Origin of the sequence: Kitasatospora sp. NPDC085464, from assembly GCF_044541955.1 — a bacterium.
GTDB lineage: Bacteria > Actinomycetota > Actinomycetes > Streptomycetales > Streptomycetaceae > Kitasatospora.
The window spans coordinates 166,505-191,593 of sequence record NZ_JBITTM010000001.1 but is presented as its reverse complement, the minus strand read 5'-3'; the positions used below and the strand labels follow the sequence as shown (position 1 = coordinate 191,593).

Sequence of the window (25,089 nt, the reverse complement as noted above, 5' to 3'; positions counted from 1 at the left end):
GGTCGGGGCGGACGCCCTCCGCCGGCCCCGGCGGTGTCAGTCCTTCGTGACGTGGACCGGCGCGGTGCCCTTGCGGGCCTTCGACTGCTGCGGCGGCCGCGGCCGGTCACCGAACTCGGGGAGCCACTCCAGCATCTCCGCGCGGAACGGCGCCTTGGCGCCCAGCTGGCAGAGCACGCCGATGGTGCTCAGCGTCACCCGGTGGATCAGCAGGTAGGCGGGCGGCAGGTTGAGCTGCTTGCCCAGGTTGTAGGCGGGCGAGCGCGGATCGGCGATCCGGGCCGCCTGCGCACGCATCCAGGCGCGGGTGAAGTGGAAGTTCTCCACCGCGGCCGGCTCGATGATCGGGAGCAGGTAGTCCAGCACCGCGTCCGGGTCGAGCCGGATCGAGGGCTTCACGAAGCCCTCCTCGCGCAGCATCTTCAGCACGCCCGCCGCGTTCCCGTCCAGCGCCATCCGCAGCGAGGCCCCGATCGGCGCGGGGAGCCCGCCGGGCAGCCGGTCCACCGTGCCGAAGTCCAGCACGCCCAGCCGCCAGCCGGACACCGGGCCGTCGTCCTTCAGCAGCCGGAAGTTGCCCGGGTGCGGGTCCGCGTGCAGCAGGCCGGTCCTGAACGGCCCGGCGAACAGGAACCGGGCCAGCAGCTGCCCGGCGCGGTCGCGCTCCCCCTGGGTGCCGCGCGCGATCACCTCGGCCAGCGGCGTGCCGTCCATCCACTCGGTGACCAGCACCTGGTCGGCCTGCGCCACCACGCCGGGCACCACGATGTCCGGGTCGCCCGCGAACTCCTCGGCGTGCAGGCGCTGGGCCTGCGACTCCAGCTCGTAGTCCAGCTCCTCCGAGACGCGCTCGCGCAGCTCGGCGATCAGCGGCTTGATGTCCAGCCCGGGGATCAGCGGGCCCAGCAGCCAGGCCACCCGGCTCAGCTGCGACAGGTCCGCGAGCAGCGCGTCGCCCGCGCCGGGGTACTGCACCTTGACCGCGACCCGGCGTCCGTCGTGCCAGACCGCCCGGTGCACCTGGCCGATCGAGGCCGCGGCCGCGGGCCGGTCGTCGAACTCCCGGAAGAGCTCGCGCCAGTCGTCCCCGAGCCGCTGGGCGAGCGCGGTGTGCACCTTGGCGGCGGGCATCGGGGGAGCGGCGTCCTGCAGCTTGGTGAGCGCGGCCCGGTACGGACCGGCGACCTCCTCGGGCAGCGCGGCCTCGAAGACGGACAGCACCTGCCCGAACTTCATCGCCCCGCCCTTGAGCTCGCCGAGGACCTTGAACAGCTGGTCGGCCGTGGCCTGTTGGAGCTCGGCGGTGACCACCTCGGCGGAGCGGCCGCCGATGCGCCTGCCCAGGCCGAGCGTGGCGCGTCCGGCTATCCCCAGCGGCAGGGCGGCGAGCCGTGCCGTGCGGGTCACTGCCTTGCGCGGAAGATCGCTCACCCGGGCCTCCAATCCCCTGGCCCCCCGACACCGGACGGCCGACCATCACTACGCCATTGTGCCCGTTCCCCGCGCCGGGCCCGTCGGAATTCCGCGGGGCGGGGCGGGGAGTTCCGACCCTTTGCGGGGAAGTTGGGCGGCTTGGTCCCGGTCGGCCGGGTCAGCGGGGCAGACGCAGGGCGAGACCGTCCAGGACGACCTCCAGGCCGTAGCAGAACTTGCTGTTGCGGATCTCGACCGGGTCGGGGATCGCGGCGGCGGCCGTGTAGGCGCCGGAGAGGTGGGCGTAGTCGGCGGTGGCCTCCAGGGCGGCGGGCATCAGCCGGGCGATGAACTCGGCCTCGGTCTCGCCGGAGCGCGCCACGGTGGTGAGCCAGGCGGCCTCGGTGGTGCTCATGCCGATCACGAAGGCGAGGAGCGTCTCGATCGCCCGGGCCGGCTCGGGGAAGCCGGCGGCGGTGAAGAGGGCGCCCAGCCGCTCGGAGAAGGCGAGCAGGTTGGGCCCGAGGTAGGCGAGGCCCGCCTGGCCCAGGACGGAGGAGAGCCAGGGGTGGCGCAGGGCCGTCGCCCGGAAGCCCTCGGCGGCCTCGGCGGCGGCGGCCCGCCAGTCGGGGCTCCCGGCGGCCGGCAGGGCCATCTCGCCGAAGACCTCGTCCACGGCGAGCTCCATCAGCTCGTCCTTGGTGGCCACGTGCCGGTAGAGGGAGGTGGCGCCCGCGTTCAGGCGGGCGGCGAGCTTGCGCATGCTCAGGGCGTCGATGCCGTCGGCGTCCAGCATCGCGATCGCCTCGCGGACGATCGCGGCCCGGCTGAGGGCGGGCTGGTCGGGCTCGGGCTGCCGACGGGCCCAGACGGACGGGATCGGGTTCGTTCGGGCGGCCATACGGCTCCTCCTCCTACGCGCTGCGTACACCGTTCGCATTGAGCGTACAGGAGTCAAGGGTTGCGCACACTGTTCCGCTGTGCGTACAGTGTTCGCATCGATGGAACGCAGTGCGCGCCGGGGGAACGGTGTGCGCAGATGGGGAGGGATGACCGATGTCAGCCGACGACGTGACCGGGGCGGTCGACACCGCGGGGCGCTCCACCGGGGGCCGCAATCCGCACCGCTGGTGGATCCTGATCGTGCTCTGCCTGAGCTCGCTGGTGCTGGTGGTCGACAGCATGGCGCTGACCGTCGCGGTGCCCTCGATGACCGCGGACCTGGGTGCGAGCGCCCAGGACACCCAGTGGATCCTCGACTCCTACGTCCTGGTCTTCGCCGGCCTGCTGCTGACCGCCGGCAGCCTCGGGGACCGCTTCGGGCGCCGGAAGGTCATGATCATCGGATTGCTGCTCTTCGGGGCCGCATCGCTCGCGGCGACCGTCTGCACCAACCCCGGCGAGGTCATCGCGGCCCGGGTCGCGATGGGCGTCGGCGGAGCACTGATCATGCCCTCGACGCTGTCGATCCTCATCACCGTCTTCGACGCGGAGGAGCGCAACAAGGCGATGGCCGCCTGGAGCTCGGTGGCCATGCTGGGGCTGGTCGGCAGCCCGGTGCTCGGCGGCGTGCTGATCGACCACTTCTCGTGGCACTCGATCTTCTTCATCAACGTCCCGGTGGTGGCGCTCGCGGTCCTGGCCGGCCTGCTGCTGATGCCGGAGTCCAAGGGGCCGTGGCAGAAGCCCGACCCGCTCGGCGCGGTGCTGTCGGCCGTCGGCATGACCGCCCTGGTCTGGTGGATCATCGAGATCCCGCAGCACGGCGCGTTCGCCGGCCGTGAGCTGGTCACCCTGGCCGTCGCGGTGGTCTCGCTCGTCGGGTTCGTGGTGTGGGAGAACGTCACCGCCGCGCCGATGGTGCCGCTGGTGCTCTTCAGGGCCCGCGACTTCAGCGGCGGTTCGCTCTCGCTGACCCTGGTCCAGATCGGCAACGGCGGGCTGCTGCTGGTGCTCACCCAGTACCTGCAGTTCGTGCTCGGGTACTCGCCGGTCAAGGCGGGCCTGGCGTTCCTGCCGCTGGCCGTCGCGGCGCTGCTCGGCAACGGGGTCGGCGCCAAGGCTGCGGCGAAGATCGGCAACCGGCTGCTGATCCTCGGCGGGATGCTCGTGATGGCCTCCTCGTTCGCGCTGCTGACCACCGTCTCGGCCGACACCGGCTTCGCCGTCCCGGCCGTCGCGCTCGGTCTGCTCGGCCTCGGTGCGGGCCTGGCGATGCCGGCCGCGGTGGGCGCGCTGATGGGGACGATCCCGCCGGAGCAGGCTGGCGTCGGCTCGGCGCTGAACGACACCATCCAGCAGGCGGGCACCGCGCTCGGCATCGCGATCCTGGGCTCGCTGCTGTCGAGCGGCTTCGCGGACCGGATGCCGGCCGGGACGCCGGAGCAGGCGAAGCACTCCATCGCCGGGGCGCTGGCGATCGCCGGCGGGGACTCCGGGCTCGTCCGGACCGCCCGGGAGGCGTTCACCGGGGCGATGACGACCACCTTCACCGTGAGCGCGATCGGTGTGCTGGCGGCGGCGCTGGTGGCCACGCTGGTGATGCGGGACCGGAAGGCGGCGGGGGCCGCGGAGAGCGCGGAGGAGGTCGTGAGCGCCGCCTGACGCCGGGCGGCGAGCGGACCGGGAAGGCCGGCACCCTGCGGGGTGCCGGCCTCCGGCGTTCCCCGGCGTTCCGTGATGCTCCCCGGCGTTCCCCGGTGTCGGCGGGGTCGGCGTTCACCCCGGCGGCAGCGGCTGCCACAGGCACCCGCAGTCCGGATGCCCCCGCAGCCGCAGTCGCCGGGCCATCCCGTCGCCCGCCGACACCTCGCACCACCCGTCCACGCTCGGTGGCCGACCGCCGTCCAGGTACACCTGCGCGTGCAGCGCCGCCAGTCCGGCGACCGCCGTCGCCAGGGCCGTGTCGCAGGCCGGGGTGCGGGCCCGCCCCGGGCCCTCGTGGGCCAGCTGGGCCAGGACCCGCGGCCAGGCCGCGTCCTCGTCCTCCCTCCGCAGCACCAGGCAGTGCCCGCAGGCCGACCTCCCGGGGACCACCAGCGGTCCGACGACGCCGAACTCCTCGACCACCCCCACGTACAGGTGCGGCACCCCGGCCCGGAGCAGCAGCCGGGCCTCGTACGTCCCGCCCGCGAAGGCGGCGCTGCCGTCCCGGGGCGCGAGGACCACGAAGTCCGGCGGCCCGTCCCCCGGCCTGCGGCGCGGCGCCGGAGCGGCCGGACGGCCCGCGGCGCGCAGCACCGCCTCCCGGGCCGCCGTCGCGCGCAGCCGCCCGACGTCCGCGGGCGGCAGCCCGGCCGGGGAGCAGTCGCCCGGCTCGACCCGGCCGCCGTCCGTGACGGTGACCGTGCCCGTTCCGCCGGCGGCGAGCACCGCCGCCACGGCGGCGCCGACCCGGCCCGCGCCGCGCACCTCGATCCGGGCGTCGGCCCGTCGGGTCAGGACCGCCGGAGCGGCGCCCGGGCCGGAGTGGACCAGGGAGAGCGAGGCGAGGTCGGGCCCGAGCAGCTCGCGGTGCGGCTGGGGGAAACGGGTCAGGGCCCGGTCGGCGGCCTCGGAGTCGTCCAGCAGCCCGGTCTCCTCCAGCTCGGTCAGCAGGGTGTCGGCCGGCTCGCGGCCGAGGCCGATCCGCTCGCCGGCCGCCAGGAGCTCGGGCCGGTCGCGGGTGCCGTCGAGCAGCCCGAGGAAGGCGCACAGGGTCGGGTCGGCGTTGCCGAGCACCCCCGCGTGGCGGGTGACGGTGCCGAACTGCAGGGTCTCGGAGTCCCGCCAGCTGCGGGACAGGGCGGGCTTAAGCGCGAGGCGCACGGCGATCTCCCTTCCGATCGTTTCCGGACTGGCGACCGCAGCATGCCCCATCGCGCCGACGGCGTGCCGAGGGTTGTCCACAGGTCCGTACCCATGATCGGAACATCGGTTCGCACGCCCTGTGGATAACTGCGCATCCTCCCCGGCGTCGGTTTCCGGACACCCGCCGTCGACTTTTCGTTCCCGATCACTCCATGAAAGATTCCGGCCATGGCAGCGGACTTCTGTCCGTGGTACCGGGTAACGTCGTGTGCCATGGCAGCCGAGCGGGACTCCCATCCACCGGCGTCGCGTCGGCGTGCCCGTGCAGCGTCCGGGTCACAGGTCGCGGCGCCGAACACGCGCGGGCGCCCGGACCAGATGCACCCGGAGCAGCAGTCGAGGCCGTCGTCGCAGCACCCGCCCGTCGGGGCGCTCTCCCCGGAGGCGCACGACCGCAGCCGGGTCGAGGTGCGGCGCAGCGCCCGCCGCAGCCGTACGGTCTCCGCCTACCGCGAGGGTGACCGCACCGTCGTGCTGATCCCGGCCCGGATGTCGCACGCCGAGGAGCAGCGCTGGGTCGCGCAGATGCTGGAGAAGCTCGCCGCCCAGGAGTCCCGGCGGATCCCCGGGGACGAGGCCCTGATGACCCGGGCCCGCGACCTGTCGGCCGCCTACCTGGGCGACCGCGCCCATCCCACCCAGGTCCGCTGGGTCACCAATCAGAACTCGCGCTGGGGCTCCTGCACCCCGAGCGAGGGCACCATCCGCCTCTCCCACCGCCTCCAGGGCATGCCGGAGTACGTCCTGGACTACGTGCTGCTGCACGAGCTGGCGCACCTGCTGGTGCCGGACCACGGTCCGGCGTTCTGGGCCCTGCTGGAGGCCTACCCCCGCACCGAGCGGGCCCGCGGCTACCTGGAGGGCGTGGTCTCGGCGGCCCGTCTGCCGCACATCCCCGGTGCCCGGCACGCCGGTCCGGGGCCGGACCCGACCGCCTCCTGCGGCTGAGGCACTGCCGGGAGCGCGGTCGAGGCCGCGGCCGGGGGCGTGATCGAGGAGGGCCCGGGACGCCGGACGGCCGGAGTGCGGCGGGCCCGACTGGAGGACGACGCGAAGGGGGCGCGGGCCGTTGCGGCCCGCGCCCCCTTCGTCTGTCTCACCTCAGCCGGTCAGCCGCCGCGCCCGGGCCACCAGGTCGCGCACCGAGTGGTCGGTGAGCTCCGGCAGCCGGTCGTAGTCGAACCAGCGCAGGTCCAGCGACTCCTCGCTGATCAGCGCCTGCGCGCCGGCCGGGGCCACCGCGATGTACTGGACGTCGAGGTGGGTGTTCTCCGGCCGGTCCTTGCCGGCGCAGCGCACCAGGTGCCGGTCCAGCTTGGCCGGGACGGGGGCGCCGTCCACCTCCAGCAGGACCAGGTCGGGGATGCCGGACTCCTCGACGGCCTCGCGCAGCGCGGCCGAGGCGAGGTCGCCGTCCCCGGGCTCGCAGTGCCCGCCCATCTGCAGCCACATGCCGACCTTGGGGTGCAGGGTGAGCAGCACCCGGCCGGCCGCCGGGTCGACGACCGCCGCGCTGGCGGTGATGTGCGCCGGCAGGCAGGAGCGGTACAGGCCCTCGGGCTGCTCCGCCAGGTGCTCCAGGTAGTCGAGCCGCAGCCGTTCCTGGTCCTCCTCGGCGGGGCGCCAGGCGGACAGCGTGCGGACGGCGTCCGCGTGCAGGGTGGACGCGGACGTCCCGGTGTCCGTGGTCATGCGGTGGGCTCGCCCTTCCCGTCGGTGTCGGTGCCGTCGGCCTTCGGCTCGTCGTCGCGCTTGGTGAGGTCGGGCTTGCCGGCCGCGGCCTCGCCGAGCAGCTTGTCGAGCGCGTCGAAGTCGATGCCGCCCTCCAGGCCGTCCGCGGTGCCCCGGTGCACGAAGGCGTCCGGGTCGTCGAGGTCGGCGGCGGTGGGCAGCATGTCCGGGTGCTCCCAGAGCGCGTCGCGGCCCTCGATGCCCCGGGCGTCGGCGAGCAGCGCCCACAGCCGGGAGGCGTCGCGCAGGCGGCGCGGGCGCAGTTCCAGGCCGACCAGGGTGGCGAAGGTCTGCTCGGCGGGTCCGCCGGCCGCGCGGCGGCGGCGGACGGTCTCGCGCAGCGCGCCGGCCTGCGGCAGGTGCGGTTCGGCGGCGGCGTGCACGACGGCGTCGACCCAGCCCTCGACCAGCGCGAGCGCGGTCTCCAGGCGGGCGAGGGCGGCCTTCTGCTCGGGGGTGTCCTCGGGCTGGAGCAGGCCGCCGGCCAGGGCGTCCTGGAGCGCCTCGGGGTTGCTCGGGTCGAGCTGGCCGACGAGCTCCTCCATGCGGGAGGTGTCGACCTTGATGCCGCGCGCGTAGGCCTCGACGGCGCCCAGCAGGTGGGCGCGCAGCCACGGCACGTGGGCGAAGAGCCGCTGGTGGGCGGCCTCGCGCAGGGCGAGGTAGAGCCGGACCTCGTCGGCGGGCACGTTCAGGCCCTCGCCGAACTCGGCGACGTTCTGCGGCAGCAGCGCGGCCTTGCCGGCCGGGGCGAGCGGCAGGCCGACGTCGGCGGAGCCGACCACCTCGCCGGCGAGCGCGCCGAGCGCCTGGCCGATCTGGGTGCCGAACATGGCGCCGCCCATGGAGCGCATCATGCCCATCAGCGGGCCGGCCATGGCCTGCATCTCCTCGGGCAGGATGCCGCCCATGGCGTTGCCGACGCGCTCGGCGACCGGGTCGACCAGGTCCTTCCAGACCGGGAGGGTGGCCTCGATCCACTCGGCGCGGCTCCAGGCGACGGCGGTGCCGGCGCCGGAGGGGAACTCGGTGGAGCCGTCCAGCCACAGGTCGGCCAGCCGGACGGCCTCGGCGACGGCGGAGCGCTCCGCGTCGCTGACCGAGCGGTCCTTGCTCTTGCCCTCGGCGGGCTCGGCGACGACGCTCTGGCGGGCGATGTTGGTGGCGAGGTCCCAGTTCACCGGGCCGCCCTCGAACGAGAGCATCTGCCCGAGCTGCTGGAAGGCGGCGCCGAGGTCACCGGGGTTCATGCCGCCGAACATCGCGGCGAAGGGGTTGTCGGCACCGCCGCCGCCGGGGGCACCGGGCATGCCGAACATCGCGCCGAAGGGGTTGGCACCCCCGAAGCCGAAGGGCTGCGGGCCGGAGGCGGACTGCTCCTGGTCCTTCTTCTTCTGCGCGTCGTCGGGCTTGGCCTTGCCGTCCTCGGGCTCCTCGGGCGGAACGCCGAATCCGAAGGGAAGGTCGCTCACGGGGTCCTCGATCCGGTCGGCCGTCATGCGGGTGTGGCGGAAAAGTCTGCGCCCGGGGCGGCGGTGGAGTGGGGACTCGGGGGCGGCTCCCGCGCGGCAGGCCCGCGCCGGGTGCACCGCCGGGCCTTCGCCTCGGGCAGGATGGACGTACGTGACACACGTCCGTACGCACATAAGCTAACCGTGGAGGATGGCCGGTGAGTTCCCCGCCTTCGGACGTTCGCTCTGGGCTGACCGGAGGAGAGGACGCGTCGGACACCACGGCGTCACCGCCTCCAGCCTACGGCGGACGGCCGCTGACCGTGGCGGTGACCGGCGCCGCGGGCGTGCTGGGGGAGCAGGTCGCGGCGCGACTGGTGGCCTCCCCGCACGTGAAGAAGGTCCTGGCCGTCGACGACCGGCGCGGCGAGGTGCCGGGCGTGCACTGGCGGGTGCTGGACGTCCGGGACCCGGCGGTGGCCGAGCGGCTGGCCGGGGTCGACGTGGTGGTGCACCTGGCGATGGACTTCGGTATGGAGTCGGACCCGAGGGCCCGCAGCGCCTACAACGTGCGCGGCGCCCAGACGGTGCTGACCGCGGCCGCGGCCGCCGGGGTGCACCGGGTGGTGCTGTGCACCTCGGCGATGGTCTACGGCGCGCTGGCCGACAACGAGGTGCCGCTGGCCGAGGACTCCGAGCTGCGGGCGACCGAGGAGGCCTCGCTGGTCGGGGACCTGCTGGAGATCGAGCGGCTGGCCCGTCGCGCACCGCGCGCCCACCCCGGGCTGCAGGTGACGGTGCTGCGTCCGGCCGTGGTGGTGGGCCCGGGTGTGGACACCGTGCTGACCCGGCACTTCGAGGCGCCCCGCCTGCTGGTGGTGGCCGGCTCCCGCCCGTGCTGGCAGTTCTGCCACGTGGACGACCTGGCGGCGGCGCTGGAGTACGCGGCGCTCGGCCTGGTCGAGGGCGAGGTGACGGTCGGCTGCGACGGCTGGCTGGAGCAGGAGGACGTGGAGCGGCTGTCGGGGATCCGGCGGATGGAGCTGCCGGCGGCGCTGGCGCTCGGGACGGCGGCGCGGCTGCACCGGCTGGGCCTGACCCCGGCGCCGGCCGGGGACCTCGCCTACACGATGTACCCGTGGGTGGTGTCCGGCAGCCGGCTGCACGAGGCGGGCTGGCGCCCGGTGCACACCAACGAGCAGGTGCTGGCCGAGCTGCTGGCCCAGGTGTCCGGCAAGCACGCGGTGGCCGGGCGGCGGCTGGGCGGGAAGGAGGCCGCGACCAGCCTGGGGGCGGCCGGGGCGACGGTGGCACTGGTCGGTACGGCGGCGCTGGTGCGCCGGGCCCGCAAGCGGCGCCGCTTCTGAGGACGTCCCGGGACGTCCCGGGACGGATCCGTGGCGGCGCCGTCGTTTCTCACGATGCGAAATTTCCACATCGTGATGCGGAAGGCCCTTGCCTCCGACCGCCCCGGATGGGGAATCATGGGGTCATGTCCGAGAACCACGACCCCATCCGCCTGCTCGCCATCCGCGACACCCCGCTCTCGCTGGACGAGGTGTACGAGGCGGTCGGCGACGACGCGGCCGGCGGCACCACCGTCTTCGTCGGAACGGTCCGTGACCACGACGGCGGCAAGTCGGTCGCCGCGCTGGAGTACAGCTGCCACCCCACCGCCGAGCAGGAGATGCGGCGGATCGCCGAGAAGGTCGTCGCCGACTTCCCGGTCCGGGCGCTCGCCGCGGTCCACCGGATCGGCCGGCTGGAGATCACGGACAAGGCCGTGATCGTCGCCGTCTCCTGCGCCCACCGCGGCGAGGCCTTCGCGGCCGCCCGCCGGCTGATCGACGACCTCAAGCACGAGGTGCCGATCTGGAAGCACCAGGTCTTCGCCGACGGCGAGGAGGAGTGGGTCGGCGCCGGCAGCTGCTGACGCCGCCCGCCCGCGCCGCGGAACTGAACCGCACCGGCCGCTCGCGCCGCGAAGCCGCACCGGCCGCCTGCCCGCGCCGCGGAAGCGCCCGCGCATGCCCCGGCCGGTGCGCGGAACCGCCCCCGCGTGCCCTGACCAGCGCGCGGAACCACTCGCACGTCCCGCGCGTCTGTCGGGGCAGGCGCGCCGGGGCCTCACTCGAACGGGTTCGCGGCGGCGCCCCGAATACTCCCTGGAAGTGAGCCGATCGGCCGTCCCGTAACCCGGACGGCGCCGGCCGCGTTGTCCGCCGGAGTGGTTAATCTGCTCATAGACACGACGAGCTGGGAGTACTGATATGGGTGCGCTCGCCTGGTTGATCATTCCGGTAGTCGCCGTCGTGGCCGCCGCCCTCTGGGCGGGCTGGGCCCAGCGGGCCCCGCGGGCCACGGGGGATCCGGCCTCGCTCGCCGAACACCGGCGCTTCATGGCCGCCATGGAACGCACCACGGCGGGGGCCGCCGCCCCCGGCGAGCGCTCCGGTCGGTAGCCCGCCGGGCGCCGCGTCACCCGCGTCCCGTACTGTCGAGGCATGCCACGCCGCTCCGCGACGATGCTCGCTGCCACCCTGCTGCTCATAGCACTGCTCTGCGTCTCGGTGCTGATGAAGGTGCCGTACACGGAGATGAGCCCGGGGCCGACGTACAACACGCTCGGCAACCAGGGCGGCAAGCCGGTGATCAGCATCGCCGGGCACGACTCCTACCCGACCACCGGGCACCTCAACATGACGACCGTCCAGGTCACCGGGGCCAAGTACGAGCCCAGCCTGGTCAACGCGGTGGTCGGCTGGCTGCGCGACGACGTGCTGATGGTTCCGCACGACAACGTCTACCCGAAGGGGCAGTCGGACGCGGACGCGAAGAAGCAGAACGCCGAGGAGTTCGCCTCCTCCGAGGACAGCGCCCGCACCGCGGCGCTCAAGCAGCTGGGCGTCCCGGTCGGCAGCGAGCTGATCGTCAAGTCGGTCACCGCCGGAGCGCCGGCCGAGGGCAAGCTGCACGCGGGTGACTCGATCGTCGCCGTCGACGGCGCCCCGGTCACCACGGTCGACCAGGTGGTCGCGGCGGTCACCAAGCACAAGCCGGGCGAGTCGGTGGTCTTCACGGTCGTGCCGCGGGTCAAGGACGCCGCCGGAAACGCCGCCGCCGACCCCGCCGCCAGGACGGACGTCGCCGTCCCGACCGTCCGGGTCAAGGACCTCGACCCGAAGGCCGCGCCCGAGCGGGCCGAGCTCGCCGCCGTCGGCATCGGCACCGGGATCCGGCACACCTACCCGTTCCGGATCGACATCGGCCTGCAGGACGTCGGCGGCCCGAGCGCCGGCCTGATGTTCTCGCTCGGCATCATCGACAAGCTGACCCCGAGCGGCGACCTCACCGGCGGCCGGTTCGTCGCGGGCACCGGCACCATCGACGACGACGGCAAGGTCGGCCCGATCGGCGGGATATCGATGAAGCTGATCGCCGCCAGGGACGCCGGGGCCGAGTACTTCTTCACCCCGTCCTCGAACTGTGCCGAGGCCACCAAGAACATCCCGTCCGGGCTGACCCTGATCAAGACGGACACGCTGGACGGCGCGCTGAAGTCGCTGGAGCAGATCCGCTCCGGGCAGACCTCCGCGCTGCCGTCCTGCGCCAAGTAGGGGTCAGGAGAAGGTCGCCAGCAGGGCCTCGGTGAGGCCGGGCACCAGGTCCGGACCGGTCAGCACCTCGCGGGCGACGTCCTTGGAACGCAGCCGCAGGGCGATCTCCTTCTTGCCGTCGCGCAGCACCGCGGCGGTGATCCGCACCTCCTCGCGCTGCGGGTGGTTGGCCACCCAGTCGGCGAGCTGGGCGTCGCTGGCACCGCGGGGGCGGGTCTGCTCGGCGCCGGGCGGCAGCATCTGCCGCTCGACGACCAGGGCGCAGCCGGCCACCGAGTCGGGCCAGGCGATGGTGCCGAGGAACTTGTCGAGCGGCGTGCCGGCCGGGATCTCGTCCTGCTCGATCGGGGTGAGGCCGGGCTCGTCGCCGTCGGCGAGGCCGAGCTGTTCGGCGATCTTCGGGTTGGCCTTGCGCAGGGCGGCGCTGTCCACCAGGGCGAACAGCCGGGCCGGGAGGTCCCAGCCGAGGGTGGCGGCGTACTCGTCGATCTCCAGCGCGGCCCGGGTGAGCGGGGTGGCGGCGGGGAGCTTGGAGACGTCGTCGGGGGAGTTGTTCAGATCAGACGCGTCGGACATGCCTCAATCCTCACACGCCGGGCGGGGCGCGCTCGCCGGGCGGTCCGGTGGGAGCGGCGGCGCGCCGCGCGCCCCGGTGCGGGCGGGGCGGGGACGGCCGGGGGCGGGGCGCCGTAGTAACCGTCTGCTAACGGTGGGAACTCGGCCAAAGCCTGGTTAAGTTGCTCTGACGACCGACCGATATCCAGACGACACAGCTGAGGTGCCACCGTGGTATTCCAGATGCCGGAACGCTCAGGGCCGGGTTTCCGGCGAAGGGTGGGCCCGCCGTCGCGGCGGGCGCGGGTGGCCCTGCTGACCCTGGGCGTACTCGCGGTGCTGTTCCTGTTGTTCGTCATGTTCGCGGGCTTCTGGACGGACTGGCTGTGGTTCAAGTCGGTCCACTACTCCTCGGTGTTCACCACTCAGCTGTGGACGAAGGTCGGGCTGTTCGCGGTGTTCGGCCTGCTGATGGCGGTGATCGTCGGCTTCAACATCTGGCTGGCGCACCGGCTGCGGCCGCCGCTGTCGGCGATGTCGGTGGAGCAGCAGAGCCTGGACCGCTACCGGGCGGGCCTGGCGCCGTTCAAGCGCTGGGCGCTGATCGGCATCTCGCTGGTGATCGGCCTGGTGGCGGGCGCCGCGGCGTCCGGCCAGTGGCGGACCTGGCTGATGTGGACCAACTCGACGTCCTTCGGGGAGAAGGACGCCCAGTTCGGCATGGACGTCTCCTTCTACGCCTTCGACCTGCCCTTCTACGAGTTCGTGCTGGGCTTCGCGTTCAGCGCGGTGATCGTCTCGCTGCTGACCTCGGCGCTGGTGCACTACCTGTACGGCGGGCTGCGGCTGCAGGGCCCGGGCCGGCGGGCGAGCGCCGGCGCGCAGGGGCACCTGGCGGTGCTGCTGGGCGTGTTCGTGCTGCTGAAGGCCGTCGCCTACTGGCTCGACCGGTACGCGCTGGCGGTCAAGACCGGCTCGTACAAGGGTGTTTCGGGCTGGACGGGCCTGCGCTACGTGGACGCCAACGCGTTCCTGCCGGCCAAGACCATCCTGTTCTTCGTCGCGATCATCTGCGCCGTGCTGTTCTTCCTGACCCCGATCCGCCGCACCTGGGCGCCGGCCCTGATCGGGCTGGGGCTGATGGTGCTGTCGGCGGTGCTGATCGGCGGCCTGTACCCGGCGATCGTGCAGCAGTTCCAGGTCAAGCCGAACGAGCAGGCCAAGGAGACGCCGTACATCCAGAAGAACATCGACGCGACGCGGCAGGCGTACGGGATCGCCGACGCGCAGACCACGCCGTACAGCCCGCAGGGCTCGACCGGCGGTGACGCGCTCAAGCCCGACGCGCAGACCATCGCGGACGTGCGGCTGCTGGACCCGAACATCGTGTCGCAGACCTTCCAGTCGCTGGAGCAGCAGCGCAACTACTACGCCTTCCCGAGCACGCTGGACGTGGACCGGTACCGCACCGACACGGGCAAGCAGGACACCGTCGTCGGCCTGCGCGAGCTGGACCTCAACGGCGTGCAGCGCAACTGGATCAACGACCACTTCAAGTACACCCACGGCTACGGCGCGGCGGTCGCCAAGGGCAACCAGGTCGACGACAAGGGCGGGCCGGTGTTCACCGAGTCCGGCCTGCCGGCCACCGGCTCGCTCGGCGACTACCAGCAGCGGATCTACTACGGCGAGAAGACGACGACGTACTCGATCGTCGGCGGCTCCAACAAGGAGATCGACTACACCGACACCAAGACCGGCCAGAACGTGGAGTACACGTACACCGGTTCCGGCGGTGTCTCGCTGGACAACCCGATCACCCGGGCCGCGTACGCGGTGCGCTTCACCGAGCCGCAGATCCTCTACGCGGGGGCGATCACCGACGGCGCCAAGGTGCTCTACAACCGCACGCCGAAGGAGCGGGTGGAGAAGGTCGCCCCGTGGCTGTCGATCGACGCCGACCCGTACCCGGTGGTGCAGGACGGCCACGTGGTCTGGGTGGTGGACGGCTACACCACCTCGGACGGCTTCCCGTTCTCCTCGAAGACGACGCTGGGCGCCGCCACCAAGGACTCGCTGACCAACCAGCGCGGTGAGCTGCTGACCGTCGCCAACCAGGTCAACTACATCCGCAACTCGGTCAAGGCCACGGTCGACGCCTACACCGGCGAGGTGAAGCTCTACCAGTGGGACGAGAAGGACCCGGTGCTGAAGACCTGGATGAAGGCCTTCCCGGGCACCGTGGAGCCGAAGGCGGACATCCCGCAGTCGCTGCTGCCGCACCTGCGCTACCCGCAGGACATGTTCAAGGTGCAGCGCGACCTGCTCGGCCAGTACCACGTGACCGACTCCAACTCCTTCTTCAACGGCAGTGACATCTGGCAGGTCCCGGTGGACCCGACCAGTGACACCAAGCAGGTCCAGCCGCCGTACTACGTGACGGTGCGGATGCCGGACGCCGCGGGCGCGAGCTTCTCGCTGACCAGCTCCTTCGTGCCCAACGGCCGTCCGAACCTGGCGGCGTTCATGGCCGTCAACGCGGACCCGGGCGACGACTACGGGAAGATCCGCGTCCTGAAGATGACCGGCGAGTCCGGCGCCCCCGGCCCCGGCCTGGTGCAGTCGAAGTTCAACTCCCGCCAGGAGGTGGCCTCGCAGATCTACGCACTGAAGACCGGCGGTGACACCGAGCTGGAGTACGGGAACCTGCTGACCCTGCCGATGGGCGGCGGCCTGCTCAACGTCGAGCCGGTGTACGTGCGCGGGCGCGGCGCCAAGTACCCGACGCTGCAGAAGGTCCTGGCGGTGTACGGGGACGACAACGTGGCCTTCGAGGACACCCTGGAGAAGGCGCTGAACAAGCTCTTCGCCGGGCAGGCCCCGCCGGCCACGCCGGTGGCGCCGTCCAACCCGGGCAACGGGACGGCCCCGACCGCCCCGGGCACCCCGACCTCCCCGGCGACGCCCACGCCGACCGCGCCGGCCACGCCCGCGCCGGGCGGGACGATCTCGCCGGAGCTGCAGAAGGCGCTGTCGGACGCGGAGAAGGCGTACAACGACAGTCAGACGGCGTTCAAGAACGGCGACTGGGTGGCCTACGGCAACGCCCAGAAGGCGCTCGGCGACGCCCTGAACGCGGCCGTGGCGGCCCGCGGCGGCAGCCCGGCCCCCGCCCCGACCGGCACTCCCGCCGCGGGGGCCACCGGGGCCGGATCACCGAGCCCCCGGCCGTAGCCCCGGCCACGGGCCGCAGCGGTGGACCGCTGAGCTGCGGCAACCGTTTTCCGTTCCACCCCGCATCGGTGCTATGGTTCAACCACCGACGCGGGGTGGAGCAGCTCGGTAGCTCGCTGGGCTCATAACCCAGAGGTCGCAGGTTCAAATCCTGTCCCCGCTACAAAGGCCAGAGGCCCGGAGGATCCTTCCTCCGGGCCTCCGGTGTTTCCCGGGGTGTCTTCGCACGGAAGCGGTGGGAACCGCTCCGGTACTATCGACCGTCGCCAAGGAGGAGGGCGCAGGGGTTTGTGAGGTTGAAGTGTCGGGAAATCGACAAAGCGCCGAAGCAATTCCGTCGGCTTCGGGTCAGCCCGGCCCGAATTCGGCCGGGGCAGGTGTACGCGGGTAGCAGGTGATGCGACGATGGGACACATGGGGGACGGTGCACGGCCGCTGATTGGCCGTCGGGTCCGGCGCCTCTCCTGGGAGTCCCCCCGGTCGCACGCCGGGGCACGATGCCGCGACACTCTGGGGGAGCGGGAGTCGGCATGAGGCTGATCGGCAAGTCAGGCGCCAAGCCCGCGGCGGCGGCCGAGGCGGACACCGACGCCTGGGCGGAGAGCACCGAGAGCCCCGAACACCGCCCCGGAGCCCTGCCGGCCCAGCGCACCAGCGGACTCTCCGAACGCCCCACCCCGGGCTACGGCCCCGACAGCCTGGTCCACGTGTCCACCCGTCAGTTCGCCGCCGCCGTCGGCGCGTACGGGGAGCGGCCCGGCGACGAGCCGGCCGCCGGCGCCGCCCTGGACCCGACGGGCCTGGACCCGACCAGCTTCGAGACCGCGCTCGCCGCCCGCGAGTCCGCCGCCCTGGAGGCCCGGCACCGGCAGGCCGCCGACGGCGGGGACCCGGACGCCGCCGGCCGGCTGGGCACCCTGCTGCTGCGCCGCGGGGACCTGGAGGACGCCGAACCGTACCTGCGCGCCGCCGCTGCGGCCGGGGTGCGCGCCGCCGCCAACAACCTCGGCGTGCTGCTGCACCAGCAGGGTCACCGGGCCGAGGCCGGCCAGTGGTGGCGCCAGGCCGCCGTCGCCGGCAGCGCCCCGGCCGCGCACGCGCTCGGGCTGCAACTGCGCGACCAGGGCGAGGAGGAGGCCGCCGAGTACTGGCTGCACTTCGCCGCCGACCACGGACACCCCCTCGGCGCCTACGCCCTGGGCGACCTGATGGAGCACCGGCGGGACGTCCGGGCCGAGCGCTGGTTCAAGGTCTCCGCCGACGCCGGGCACCGGGAGGCCTCCTACCGGCTGGCCCGGATGCGCGAGGCCGCCGGGGACAAGGACACCGCCGAGGCCTGGTACCGCACCGCCGCCGCCCGCAGCCACGCCCGCGCCGCGCTGCGCCTGGGCGTGCTGCTGGAGGAGCGCGCCCGCACCGACCGGTCCCTGCTGGAGGAGGCGGCCCGCTGGTACCGGCAGGCCGCGCAGAACGGGGAGCCGCGCGCGGCCTGCGCGCTGGGCTTCCTGCTGCGCGACTCCGGGGACGTCGCGGCCGCCGCCGAGTGGTGGCAGGAGGCCGCCGAGGCCGGGGACGGCAACGCCGCCAACGCGCTGGGCGCCCTGCACGCGAGCCGCGGCGAGGCCAAGGAGGCCGAGCGCTGGTACCGCGCCGCGCTGGACGCGGGCGACCAGAACGGCGCCTTCAACCTCGGCCTGCTCTGCGCCGGCACCGGCCGCGAGCAGCAGGCCGAGCAGTGGTACCGCCGGGCCGCGTACGCCGGGCACCGGGAGGCCTGCAACGCCCTGGCAGTGGTGCTGCTTCAGCGCGGCGACGAGTCCGGCGCCGAGCCGTGGTTCTCCAAGGCGGCCGAGGCGGGCAGCGTGGACGGCGCGTTCAACCTCGGCGTGCTGCACGCCGGGCGCGGCGAGCAGCGGCAGGCCCAGGAGTGGTACGCGCGGGCCGCCGCCGAGGGGCACGGTGAGGCGGCGCTGCAGCTCGCCGTCGCCCAGGAGCAGCGCGGCAACCTGGCCGGGGCGCTGGAGCGCTACCGGCAGGCGGCGGCGGGCGGCTCGGCGGAGGGCGCGTTCCGGCTGGCCTCGCTGCTGGACCGGCGCGGGGACGCGGACGCCGAGGCCGAGCACTGGTACGCGCTGGCGGCCGACGCCGGGCACCGACGGGCGCAGGTGCGGATGGGCGTGCGGGCGGCGGACCGCGGGGCGCTGGAGATCGCCGAGAGCTGGTACCGGCGGGCCGCCGAGGCGGGCAGCCGCAGTGCCGCGTTCAACCTGGGGCTGCTGCTGGCCCGGCAGGACAGCGAGGCCGAGGCGATGCTCTGGTACACCCGGGCCGCCGACGCCGGGCACGGGCGGGCGGCCCTGCGGCTCGCGCTGCTGGCGCTGCGCCGGGGGGAGCCGGTGCAGGCGGAGAACTGGTGCCGGCGGGCGATCGACTACGGCCCGGCCGAGGTGGCGGAGCGGGCCGGGCGCCTGCTGGGCGCGCTGCACGCGGAGTTGAGCGCGTAGCGACCTCCGGACCCGTCGGTCCGTCGGCCCGTCGGACTGTCGGACTGTCGGGTTACGGGCGGCAGTCGGGGCACAGGCCGCGGTAGGTGACCTCGGCGGCGGTGACGGTGAAGCCGAAGCGTTCGGCCGCGGGCAGCGCGGCGAGCGGGTCGCCGTGCGGGTGGACGTCGCGGATCGCGCCGCAGCCCGAGCAGACCAGGTGCTGGTGGGCGCGGTGCGCGTTGGGGTCGTAGCGCCGGGCGCGGCCGTCGGTGGCGACCTCCAGGACCTCCCCGAGGGCGACCAGCTCGCCGAGCGTGTTGTAGACGGTGGCGCGGCTGATCTCGGGCAGCCGGGCCGCCGCGCGGGCGTGCACCTCGTCGGCGGTGAGGTGGACGTGATCGCCGTCGAGGACCTCGGCCACGACCCGGCGCTGCGAGGTCAGCCGCCAGCCGCGTTCGCGCAGTCTCTCCAGCAGGTCGTTCATGTCCGCCAGGGTAATTCAGGTCCGGGATTGGTTCCAGTGTTGACTTGGACAAAGTCCAAGTTAGGATCGTGTCATCACGATCGGACCCGTGGAGGCACCCGTTATGACCACGCAGGACGAGCTGCGCCCGACCCTGACCACCGAGGCGGGTGCCCCCGTCGCCGACAACCAGAACACCGAGACCGCCGGTCTCGGCGGCCCGGCCCTGATCCAGGACCAGCTGCTGTTCGAGAAGCTCGCGCACTTCAACCGCGAGCGGATCCCGGAGCGCGTGGTGCACGCCCGCGGCGCCGGGGCGTACGGCACCTTCACGGTGACCGCCGACGTGACGCCCTGGACCCGGGCGGCCTTCCTGTCCGAGGTCGGCAAGCAGACCGAGGTCTTCCTGCGCTTCTCCACCGTGGCGGGCAACCTCGGCGCGGCCGACGCGGTGCGCGACCCGCGCGGCTTCGCGCTGAAGTTCTACACCGAGGAGGGCAACTACGACCTCGTCGGCAACAACACCCCGGTGTTCTTCATCAAGGACGCCATCAAGTTCCCCGACTTCATCCACACCCAGAAGCGGGACCCGTACACCGGATCGCAGGAGGCCGACAACGTCTGGGACTTCTGGGGCCTGTCCCCCGAGGCCACCCATCAGGTCACCTGGCTCTTCGGCGACCGCGGCATACCCGCCTCCTACCGCCACCTGAACGGCTACGGCTCGCACACCTTCCAGTGGCAGAACGAGGCCGGCGAGCACTTCTGGGTCAAGTACCACTTCAAGACCGACCAGGGCATCCGCAACCTCACCCAGGCCGAGGCCAACACACTCGCCGGCGAGGACCCGGACAGCCACCAGCGCGACCTGCGCGAGTCGATCGAGCGCGGCGACTTCCCGAGCTGGACGGTGCAGGTCCAGATCATGCCGGCGGCCGACGCGGCGAACTACCGCTTCAACCCCTTCGACCTGACCAAGGTCTGGCCGCACGCCGACTACCCGCCGGTCGAGATCGGCCGGCTGGAGCTCAACCGCAACCCCGACAACGTCTTCGCCGAGGTCGAGCAGTCGGTGTTCTCCCCGGCGCACTTCGTGCCTGGCATCGGCCCGTCCCCGGACAAGATGCTCCAGGGCCGCCTGTTCGCGTACGCCGACGCCCACCGCTACCGGGTCGGCATCAACGCCGACCACCTGCCGGTGAACCGACCGCACGCCACCGAGGCGCGCACCAACGGCCGCGACGGCCACCTGTACGACGGGCGCCACGGACGGCAGAAGAACTACGAGCCGAACAGCTTCGGCGGCCCCGTGCAGACCGGCCGCCCGCTGTGGGCCGCCACGGCGGTCGACGGCCTCACCGGCACCCACGTGGCGCCCGCGCACGCCGAGGACGACGACTTCGTGCAGGCCGGCAACCTGTACCGGCTGTTCTCGGAGGACGAGAAGCAGCGGCTGATCGCCAACCTGGCTGGCTTCATCGCCAAGGTCTCGGCCGACCGCGAGGACATCGTCGAGCGGGCGATCGACAACTTCCGCAAGGCCGACGCCGATTACGGGCAGCGGCTGGAGGCGGCGGTCCGGGAGCTGCGCAAGCGGTAGCAGCGACCGGCCCGAGAAAGCAGCAGGCCCTGTGACCGGCTCCCACTGGTCACAGGGCCTGCATCCACGTTCAGACCGAGAGGCGGCGCAGCGCCTCCTCGTGCAGCAGGCCGTTGGAGGCGACGGCGTCCGCGCCGCCGGGGCCCGGGATGCCGTCCAGGCCGGTGAAGCGGCCGCCGGCCTCCTCGACGATGACGCAGTTGGCGGCCATGTCCCACAGCGACAGCTCGGGCTCGGCGGCGATGTCGACGGCACCCTCGGCGACCATCATGTAGGACCAGAAGTCGCCGTAGGCGCGGGTGCGCCAGCAGGCCCGGGTGAGGTCCAGGAACGGGTCGAGGCGGCCGCGCTCCTCCCAGCCGGTGAGCGAGGAGTAGGAGAAGGACGCGTCCTCGATCCGGGAGACGCCGGAGACGTGGATCCGGGAGGCCTTGGCCAGGCTGCGGCCGGCGAAGGCGCCGAGACCCTTCGCCGCCCACCAGCGGCGCTGCAGCGCGGGGGCGGAGACGATGCCCACCACCGGGCGCTCGACGCCGTCCGGGCCGTCCTCCAGCAGGGCGATCAGGGTGGCCCAGACCGGGACCCCGCGGATGTAGTTCTTGGTGCCGTCGATCGGGTCGATCACCCAGCGGCGCGGGCCGGAGCCCTGCAGGCCGAACTCCTCGCCCAGGATCGCGTCGCGCGGGCGGGCGCGCTGGAGCACGCTGCGCACGAGCTCCTCGGCGGCCTTGTCGGCGTCACTCACCGGGGTGAGGTCCGGCTTGGTCTCGATCTTCAGGTCGAGGGCGCGGAATCGCTCCAGGGTGACCGAGTCGGCCGAGTCGGCGAGGACGTGGGCGAGTCGGAGATCGTCGTGGTAGTCGGCCATGTCCAAGACCCTAGCGAGCCCGCCCCGATCGGCACAGCCGGGCTCGCGGAGCGGGACGAGGCGTTCCCGCGCGCCCCGGTGCGCCGTGCGCCGTGCGCCGTGCGCCGTGCGTCGGCTCAGTGCGTCGTACCGCTGAGCTGGAGGCCGATGACCCCCGCGATCACCAGGGAGATCGAGACCAGCTTGAGCACCGAGGTGCTCTCGTCCAGGAAGACCATGCCGTAGATGGCGGTGCCGGCCGCGCCGATGCCCGTCCAGACGGCGTAGGCGGGGCCGATGGGCAGGCTCTTCAGCGAGAGGGTGAGCAGACCGAAGCTGCCGAGGGCGAACACGCAGAAGCTGATGGTGGGCCAGAGCTTGGTGAAACCCTCGCTGAGCTTGAGGTTGATCGCGAAGCCGGTCTCCAGCAGGCCGGCCAGGATCACCAGGGCCCATGCCATCGCGCGCCCTCCCAGTGGATCGACGGTCGGACCGCACCCGGCCCGACCTTCCTATGATCGCCAGGCGGGCGCGGTCCGACACCTCGAACGGGCCACGGACCTCGGGGGCCCGGAGGGCTCAGTCGCCCTCGCGGGCCTCCTTGCTGGCCAGCAGGCGGCGCAGCGAGTAGAGCCGGGCGGCCTCGGCGTGGCCGTCGGCGACCCAGGCGTCCAGCGCGCAGTCCGGCTCGTCGTGGCTGCACGCGCGCGGGCAGTCGACGGTGCCGGGCTCCAGGTCCGGGAAGGCGAGGATGACCCGGGACGGGTCGATGTGCGAGAGGCCGAAGGAACGGAAGCCCGGGGTGTCGATCACCCAGCCCGGGTCCAGCGCCTTCTTCGAGCCCGGCTTGGCACCGGGCGGCGGCGGCAACCGCAGCGCCAGGGCGGAGACGGTGGTGTGCCGGCCGCGGCCGGTCACCGCGTTGACGTGGCCGGTCTGCCGCTGGCGGTCCGGGACGAGGGCGTTGACCAGGGTCGTCTTGCCTACGCCGGAGTGGCCGATGAACACCGTGGAGCGCCCGCGCAGGTGCTCGCGGACGGCCTCGGCGCCGGTGGTCTCCAGCTCGTCGCGGCGGGTGACCACGTACCGGATGCCGAGCGAGGCGTAGGAGTCCAGGAGGGTCGAGGCCGGGGCGAGGTCCGACTTGGTGAGCACCAGCAGCGGCTCCATGCCCGCGTCGTACGCGGCCACCAGACAGCGGTCGATCAGCCGGGGGCGCGGCTCCGGGTCCGCCAGCGCGGTGACGATGGCCAGCTGCTCGGCGTTGGCGACGACGATCCGCTCGTACGGGTCGTCGTCGTCCGCGGTGCGCCGGAGCACCGAGCTGCGCTCCTCGACCCGGACGATCCGGGCGAGGGTGTCGGCGTCCCCGGAGAGGTCGCCGACCAGGTTGACCACGTCGCCGACGACCACCCCCTTGCGGCCCAGCTCGCGGGCCTTCATGGCGACGACCTCGCGCTCGTGCTTGGTGCCCGGGTCGACCAGGCAGGTCAGCCGACCGCGGTCGACGGTCAGCACCATCGCCTCGGCGGCGTCCTCGTGCTTGGGCCTGATCCGGGTCCGCGGCCGGGAACCCCGGCGGGCGGGGCGGTTGCGGATGTCGTCCTCGTCGGCGTCCTTGCCGTAGCGGCGCATGTGCTCAGTCTCCGCTCAGGCGTCCGCCGCCGCTTCGCCCAGCAGTTCGGCCCACATCGCCGGGAAGTCGGGCAGGGTCTTGGCGGTGGTGGCGACGTTCTCCACCCCGATGCCGGGCACGGCGAGGCCGAGCACCGCGGCGGCCGTGGCCAGGCGGTGGTCCTCGTAGGTGCGGAAGGTGCCACCGTGCAGCGGGCGCGGGCGGATCCGCAGGCCGTCCTCGGTCTCGGTGACGTCGCCGCCGAGGTCGTTGATCTCCTTGGCGAGCGCGGCGAGCCGGTCCGTCTCGTGCAGGCGCAGGTGCGCGATGCCGTACAGGTGGGACTCGGAGTCGGCCAGCGCGGCGACGGCGGCGATCACCGGGGTGAGCTCGCCGACGTCGTGCAGGTCGGCGTCGATGCCGTGGATCCGGCCGGTGCCGGTGAACTGCAGGCCCTCGTCGGTGAACTCGCAGGCGCCACCCATCCGGGTGTAGATCTCGCGCAGCTGGTCGCCGGGCTGGGTGGTGTGCCGGGGCCAGTCGCGCACGGTGACGCGGCCACCGGTGACCAGGGCCGCGGCGAAGAACGGCGCGGCGTTGGAGAGGTCCGGCTCGACCACCAGGTCGCGGCCGATCAGGGCGCCGGGGGTGACCCGCCAGACGTCCTTCTCGCCGCCGTCCTCGGGGGCGTCGACCTGGGCGCCGGCCTTGCGCAGCATCTCCACGGTCATCCGGATGTGCGGCAGCGACGGCACCGGGCCGCCCACGTGCCGGACCTCGATGCCGTGGTTGTAGCGGGCGCCGGAGAGCAGCAGCGCGGAGACGAACTGGGACGAGGAGGAGGCGTCCAGCTCGACCGGGCCGCCGTCCAGCGAGCCGGTGCCGTGGACGGTCAGCGGGAACGCGCCGCGGCCGCCGTCGTCGATGCGGGCGCCGAGGGCGCGCAGGGCGTCGATCACGCCGTGCTGGGGGCGCTCGTAGCAGCGCGGGTCGCCGTCGAAGTGCACCGGGCCGTCGGCGAGGACGGCGAACGGGGGCAGGAAGCGCATGACCGTGCCGGCGTTGCCGACGTCGACGGAGGCGGGGCCGCGCAGCGCGGGGGCGGGGAAGACCCGCCAGGCCTCGCCGCCGCCGGTGCCGCCGGCGTCGTTGTTGACCGTCTCCTCGATGGTGACCCCGAGGGCGCGCAGGCCGTCGGCCATCAGCTGGGAGTCGCGGCTGCGCAGCGGGCGGCGCACCCAGCCGGGCCGCTCGGCGAGTGCCGCCAGCACCAGGGCCCGGTTGGTGACCGACTTGGAGCCGGGGATGGTGACGGTCGCGTCGACGGGGCTGGTGGCGACGGGGGCGGGCCACGGGGTCTCGGTCATGTGGCAAGTCTAGGGGCCGTACCGGAACGGGCCGTGAATCGCCCGCTCGCCCCCGGCGGCTCTGCGCCCCCCGGTCCGCGGCCGGGTCAGTGCAGCGGCTGGAGGAGCCAGGTCGCGCCGAGGGCGAGGCAGGCGAGGGCGACGAGCAGGAAGACGGTGACCCAGGCGAGCGCGGGGACGTGGGTGAGCCGGGCGAGCTGGTCGGCGTCGGAGTCCTGCGCCCAGCCGATGCGGCGCTGGTGCTGGAGCTCCAGGACGGGGCGGACGGCGCCGAAGAGCAGGAACCAGCAGCCGAGGTAGGCGAAGCCGGCCTGGACCTCGGCGCTGCCGAACCAGGAGACCAGGAAGAAGGCGCCGCCGGCGACCAGGACGACGAAGAGGCCGAAGGCGTTGCGGATGCGCAGGAGCAGGGCGAGCAGCAGGGCGATCGCCAGCCACAGCAGCAGCGTGATCCGGTCGGCGGCGAGCAGGGCGGCGCAGCCGAGCCCGAGCAGGGCGGGGGCGGTGTAGCCGGCGGCGGCGGTGAGGACCATGCCGGGGCCGGTGGGGCGGCCGTAGGAGACGGTGAGCCCGGAGGTGTCGGAGTGCAGCCGGATGCCGGCCAGCTTGCGGCCGGTGAGGCGCGCGACCAGTCCGTGGCCGCCCTCGTGGGCGATGGTGACGGCGTTGCGGGCGACGTGCCAGAGCGGGCGGGCGAGGACGGTGAGCAGGGCGGCGGCGCCGGTGGCCAGGACCAGCCAGCCGGGCGGGGCGGGCTGGTTGCCGGTGACCTGGTCCCACAGGGCGCTCAGGGTGTGGTCGTCGGTGCTCATGTGGTCTTTCCGCCTCCGTTCGCTGCGCTGGGCCGTTCGGGGCAGCCTC

The 25,089-nt window shown here is 73.5% G+C and carries 21 protein-coding genes and 1 tRNA gene; 10 read left to right on the top strand and 12 right to left on the bottom strand.

Translation table 11 applies throughout. The features are described from left to right. Positions 1–36 precede the first annotated feature (36 nt). Both ACIGG8_RS00855 and ACIGG8_RS00850 read right to left on the bottom strand, forming a co-directional pair. Positions 37–1,431 (bottom strand): ABC1 kinase family protein, encoded by a 1,395-nt coding sequence (locus tag ACIGG8_RS00855; RefSeq protein WP_396544496.1) that lies wholly within the window; start codon positions 1,429–1,431, stop codon positions 37–39. A 160-nt stretch (positions 1,432–1,591) separates the two neighbouring features. Then, complete coding sequence (locus ACIGG8_RS00850) at positions 1,592–2,314, bottom strand: TetR/AcrR family transcriptional regulator C-terminal domain-containing protein (protein ID WP_396544494.1); 723 nt, start codon at positions 2,312–2,314, stop codon at positions 1,592–1,594. A gap of 155 nt (positions 2,315–2,469) precedes the next feature. Between ACIGG8_RS00850 and ACIGG8_RS00845 the strand changes: the two genes are divergently transcribed. After that, positions 2,470–4,017 (top strand): MFS transporter, encoded by a 1,548-nt coding sequence (locus ACIGG8_RS00845; RefSeq protein WP_396544492.1) that lies wholly within the window; start codon positions 2,470–2,472, stop codon positions 4,015–4,017. A gap of 114 nt (positions 4,018–4,131) precedes the next feature. Here the strand turns inward: ACIGG8_RS00845 and ACIGG8_RS00840 are convergent, their stop codons facing one another. Then, a complete protein-coding gene (locus ACIGG8_RS00840) occupies positions 4,132–5,220 on the bottom strand; it encodes a TOMM precursor leader peptide-binding protein (RefSeq protein ID WP_396544490.1) in 1,089 nt (362 codons plus the stop codon). Between the two features lie 360 nt (positions 5,221–5,580). On the opposite strand from ACIGG8_RS00840, the gene ACIGG8_RS00835 reads away from it, so the two are divergent. Beyond that, entirely contained in the window at positions 5,581–6,210 is a 630-nt protein-coding gene (locus ACIGG8_RS00835) for a M48 family metallopeptidase (RefSeq protein WP_396544488.1), read from the top strand. 153 nt (positions 6,211–6,363) lie between these two features. Here the strand turns inward: ACIGG8_RS00835 and ACIGG8_RS00830 are convergent, their stop codons facing one another. Together ACIGG8_RS00830 and ACIGG8_RS00825 are read right to left on the bottom strand one after the other, a co-directional pair. Then, the gene (locus ACIGG8_RS00830; protein WP_396544486.1) at positions 6,364–6,954 is read right to left on the bottom strand and encodes an NUDIX hydrolase; all 591 of its coding nucleotides are present in this window, start codon (positions 6,952–6,954) and stop codon (positions 6,364–6,366) included. After that, the gene (locus ACIGG8_RS00825) at positions 6,951–8,465 is read right to left on the bottom strand and encodes a zinc-dependent metalloprotease (RefSeq protein WP_396544484.1); all 1,515 of its coding nucleotides are present in this window, start codon (positions 8,463–8,465) and stop codon (positions 6,951–6,953) included. Before ACIGG8_RS00825 ends, ACIGG8_RS00830 begins: the two co-directional genes overlap by 4 nt. A 197-nt stretch (positions 8,466–8,662) precedes the next feature. Here ACIGG8_RS00825 and ACIGG8_RS00820 point away from each other — a divergent pair, with 197 nt between their 5' ends. The 4 genes from ACIGG8_RS00820 to ACIGG8_RS00805 all read left to right on the top strand — a co-directional run bounded on the left by ACIGG8_RS00820 (position 8,663) and on the right by ACIGG8_RS00805 (position 12,061). Then, positions 8,663–9,811 carry an NAD-dependent epimerase/dehydratase family protein gene (locus ACIGG8_RS00820; protein WP_396544482.1) on the top strand — a complete coding sequence of 383 codons (1,149 nt, stop codon included), beginning with the start codon at positions 8,663–8,665 and terminating at the stop codon, positions 9,809–9,811. Positions 9,812–9,936: 125 nt separating this feature from the next. Further along, complete coding sequence (locus ACIGG8_RS00815; protein WP_350523028.1) at positions 9,937–10,377, top strand: molybdenum cofactor biosynthesis protein MoaE; 441 nt, start codon at positions 9,937–9,939, stop codon at positions 10,375–10,377. A 355-nt stretch (positions 10,378–10,732) separates the two neighbouring features. Then, positions 10,733–10,906 (top strand): hypothetical protein, encoded by a 174-nt coding sequence (locus ACIGG8_RS00810; protein ID WP_396544479.1) that lies wholly within the window; start codon positions 10,733–10,735, stop codon positions 10,904–10,906. Between the two features lie 42 nt (positions 10,907–10,948). Continuing rightward, positions 10,949–12,061 carry a PDZ domain-containing protein gene (locus tag ACIGG8_RS00805; protein WP_350523026.1) on the top strand — a complete coding sequence of 371 codons (1,113 nt, stop codon included), beginning with the start codon at positions 10,949–10,951 and terminating at the stop codon, positions 12,059–12,061. A gap of 3 nt (positions 12,062–12,064) precedes the next feature. Here the strand turns inward: ACIGG8_RS00805 and ACIGG8_RS00800 are convergent, their stop codons facing one another. Then, positions 12,065–12,637: a PPA1309 family protein gene (locus ACIGG8_RS00800; protein ID WP_350523025.1), complete on the bottom strand. Its 573-nt coding sequence runs from the start codon at positions 12,635–12,637 to the stop codon at positions 12,065–12,067. Positions 12,638–12,859: 222 nt separating this feature from the next. Here ACIGG8_RS00800 and ACIGG8_RS00795 point away from each other — a divergent pair, with 222 nt between their 5' ends. The 3 genes from ACIGG8_RS00795 (at position 12,860) to ACIGG8_RS00785 (ending at position 18,354) form a co-directional block, all read left to right on the top strand. Continuing rightward, entirely contained in the window at positions 12,860–15,850 is a 2,991-nt protein-coding gene (locus ACIGG8_RS00795) for a UPF0182 family protein (protein WP_350523024.1), read from the top strand. Positions 15,851–15,939: 89 nt separating this feature from the next. After that, positions 15,940–16,013, top strand: a tRNA-Met gene (locus tag ACIGG8_RS00790). 367 nt (positions 16,014–16,380) lie between these two features. Next, a complete protein-coding gene (locus ACIGG8_RS00785; RefSeq protein WP_396544476.1) occupies positions 16,381–18,354 on the top strand; it encodes a tetratricopeptide repeat protein in 1,974 nt (657 codons plus the stop codon). Positions 18,355–18,406: 52 nt separating this feature from the next. On the opposite strand, the gene ACIGG8_RS00780 is transcribed toward ACIGG8_RS00785, so the two are convergent. Further along, entirely contained in the window at positions 18,407–18,820 is a 414-nt protein-coding gene (locus tag ACIGG8_RS00780) for a Fur family transcriptional regulator (RefSeq protein WP_396544474.1), read from the bottom strand. Positions 18,821–18,923: 103 nt separating this feature from the next. On the opposite strand from ACIGG8_RS00780, the gene ACIGG8_RS00775 reads away from it, so the two are divergent. Continuing rightward, positions 18,924–20,399 carry a catalase gene (locus ACIGG8_RS00775; protein WP_396544472.1) on the top strand — a complete coding sequence of 492 codons (1,476 nt, stop codon included), beginning with the start codon at positions 18,924–18,926 and terminating at the stop codon, positions 20,397–20,399. A 70-nt stretch (positions 20,400–20,469) separates the two neighbouring features. Here the strand turns inward: ACIGG8_RS00775 and hisN are convergent, their stop codons facing one another. The 5 genes from hisN to ACIGG8_RS00750 all read right to left on the bottom strand — a co-directional run bounded on the left by hisN (position 20,470) and on the right by ACIGG8_RS00750 (position 25,040). Next, positions 20,470–21,267 carry a histidinol-phosphatase gene (hisN, locus tag ACIGG8_RS00770; protein ID WP_396544470.1) on the bottom strand — a complete coding sequence of 266 codons (798 nt, stop codon included), beginning with the start codon at positions 21,265–21,267 and terminating at the stop codon, positions 20,470–20,472. Positions 21,268–21,383: 116 nt separating this feature from the next. After that, positions 21,384–21,707, bottom strand: coding sequence for a multidrug efflux SMR transporter (locus tag ACIGG8_RS00765; protein ID WP_350523019.1), 324 nt, complete (start codon positions 21,705–21,707; stop codon positions 21,384–21,386). 118 nt (positions 21,708–21,825) lie between these two features. After that, positions 21,826–22,881, bottom strand: coding sequence for a ribosome small subunit-dependent GTPase A (gene rsgA, locus ACIGG8_RS00760; protein ID WP_350523018.1), 1,056 nt, complete (start codon positions 22,879–22,881; stop codon positions 21,826–21,828). Positions 22,882–22,896: 15 nt separating this feature from the next. Further along, positions 22,897–24,228, bottom strand: coding sequence for a 3-phosphoshikimate 1-carboxyvinyltransferase (gene aroA, locus ACIGG8_RS00755; protein ID WP_396544467.1), 1,332 nt, complete (start codon positions 24,226–24,228; stop codon positions 22,897–22,899). Positions 24,229–24,314: 86 nt separating this feature from the next. Beyond that, on the bottom strand, positions 24,315–25,040 hold the full coding sequence (locus ACIGG8_RS00750) for a M50 family metallopeptidase (RefSeq protein WP_350523016.1): 726 nt from the start codon (positions 25,038–25,040) through the stop codon (positions 24,315–24,317). Positions 25,041–25,089 lie beyond the last annotated feature (49 nt).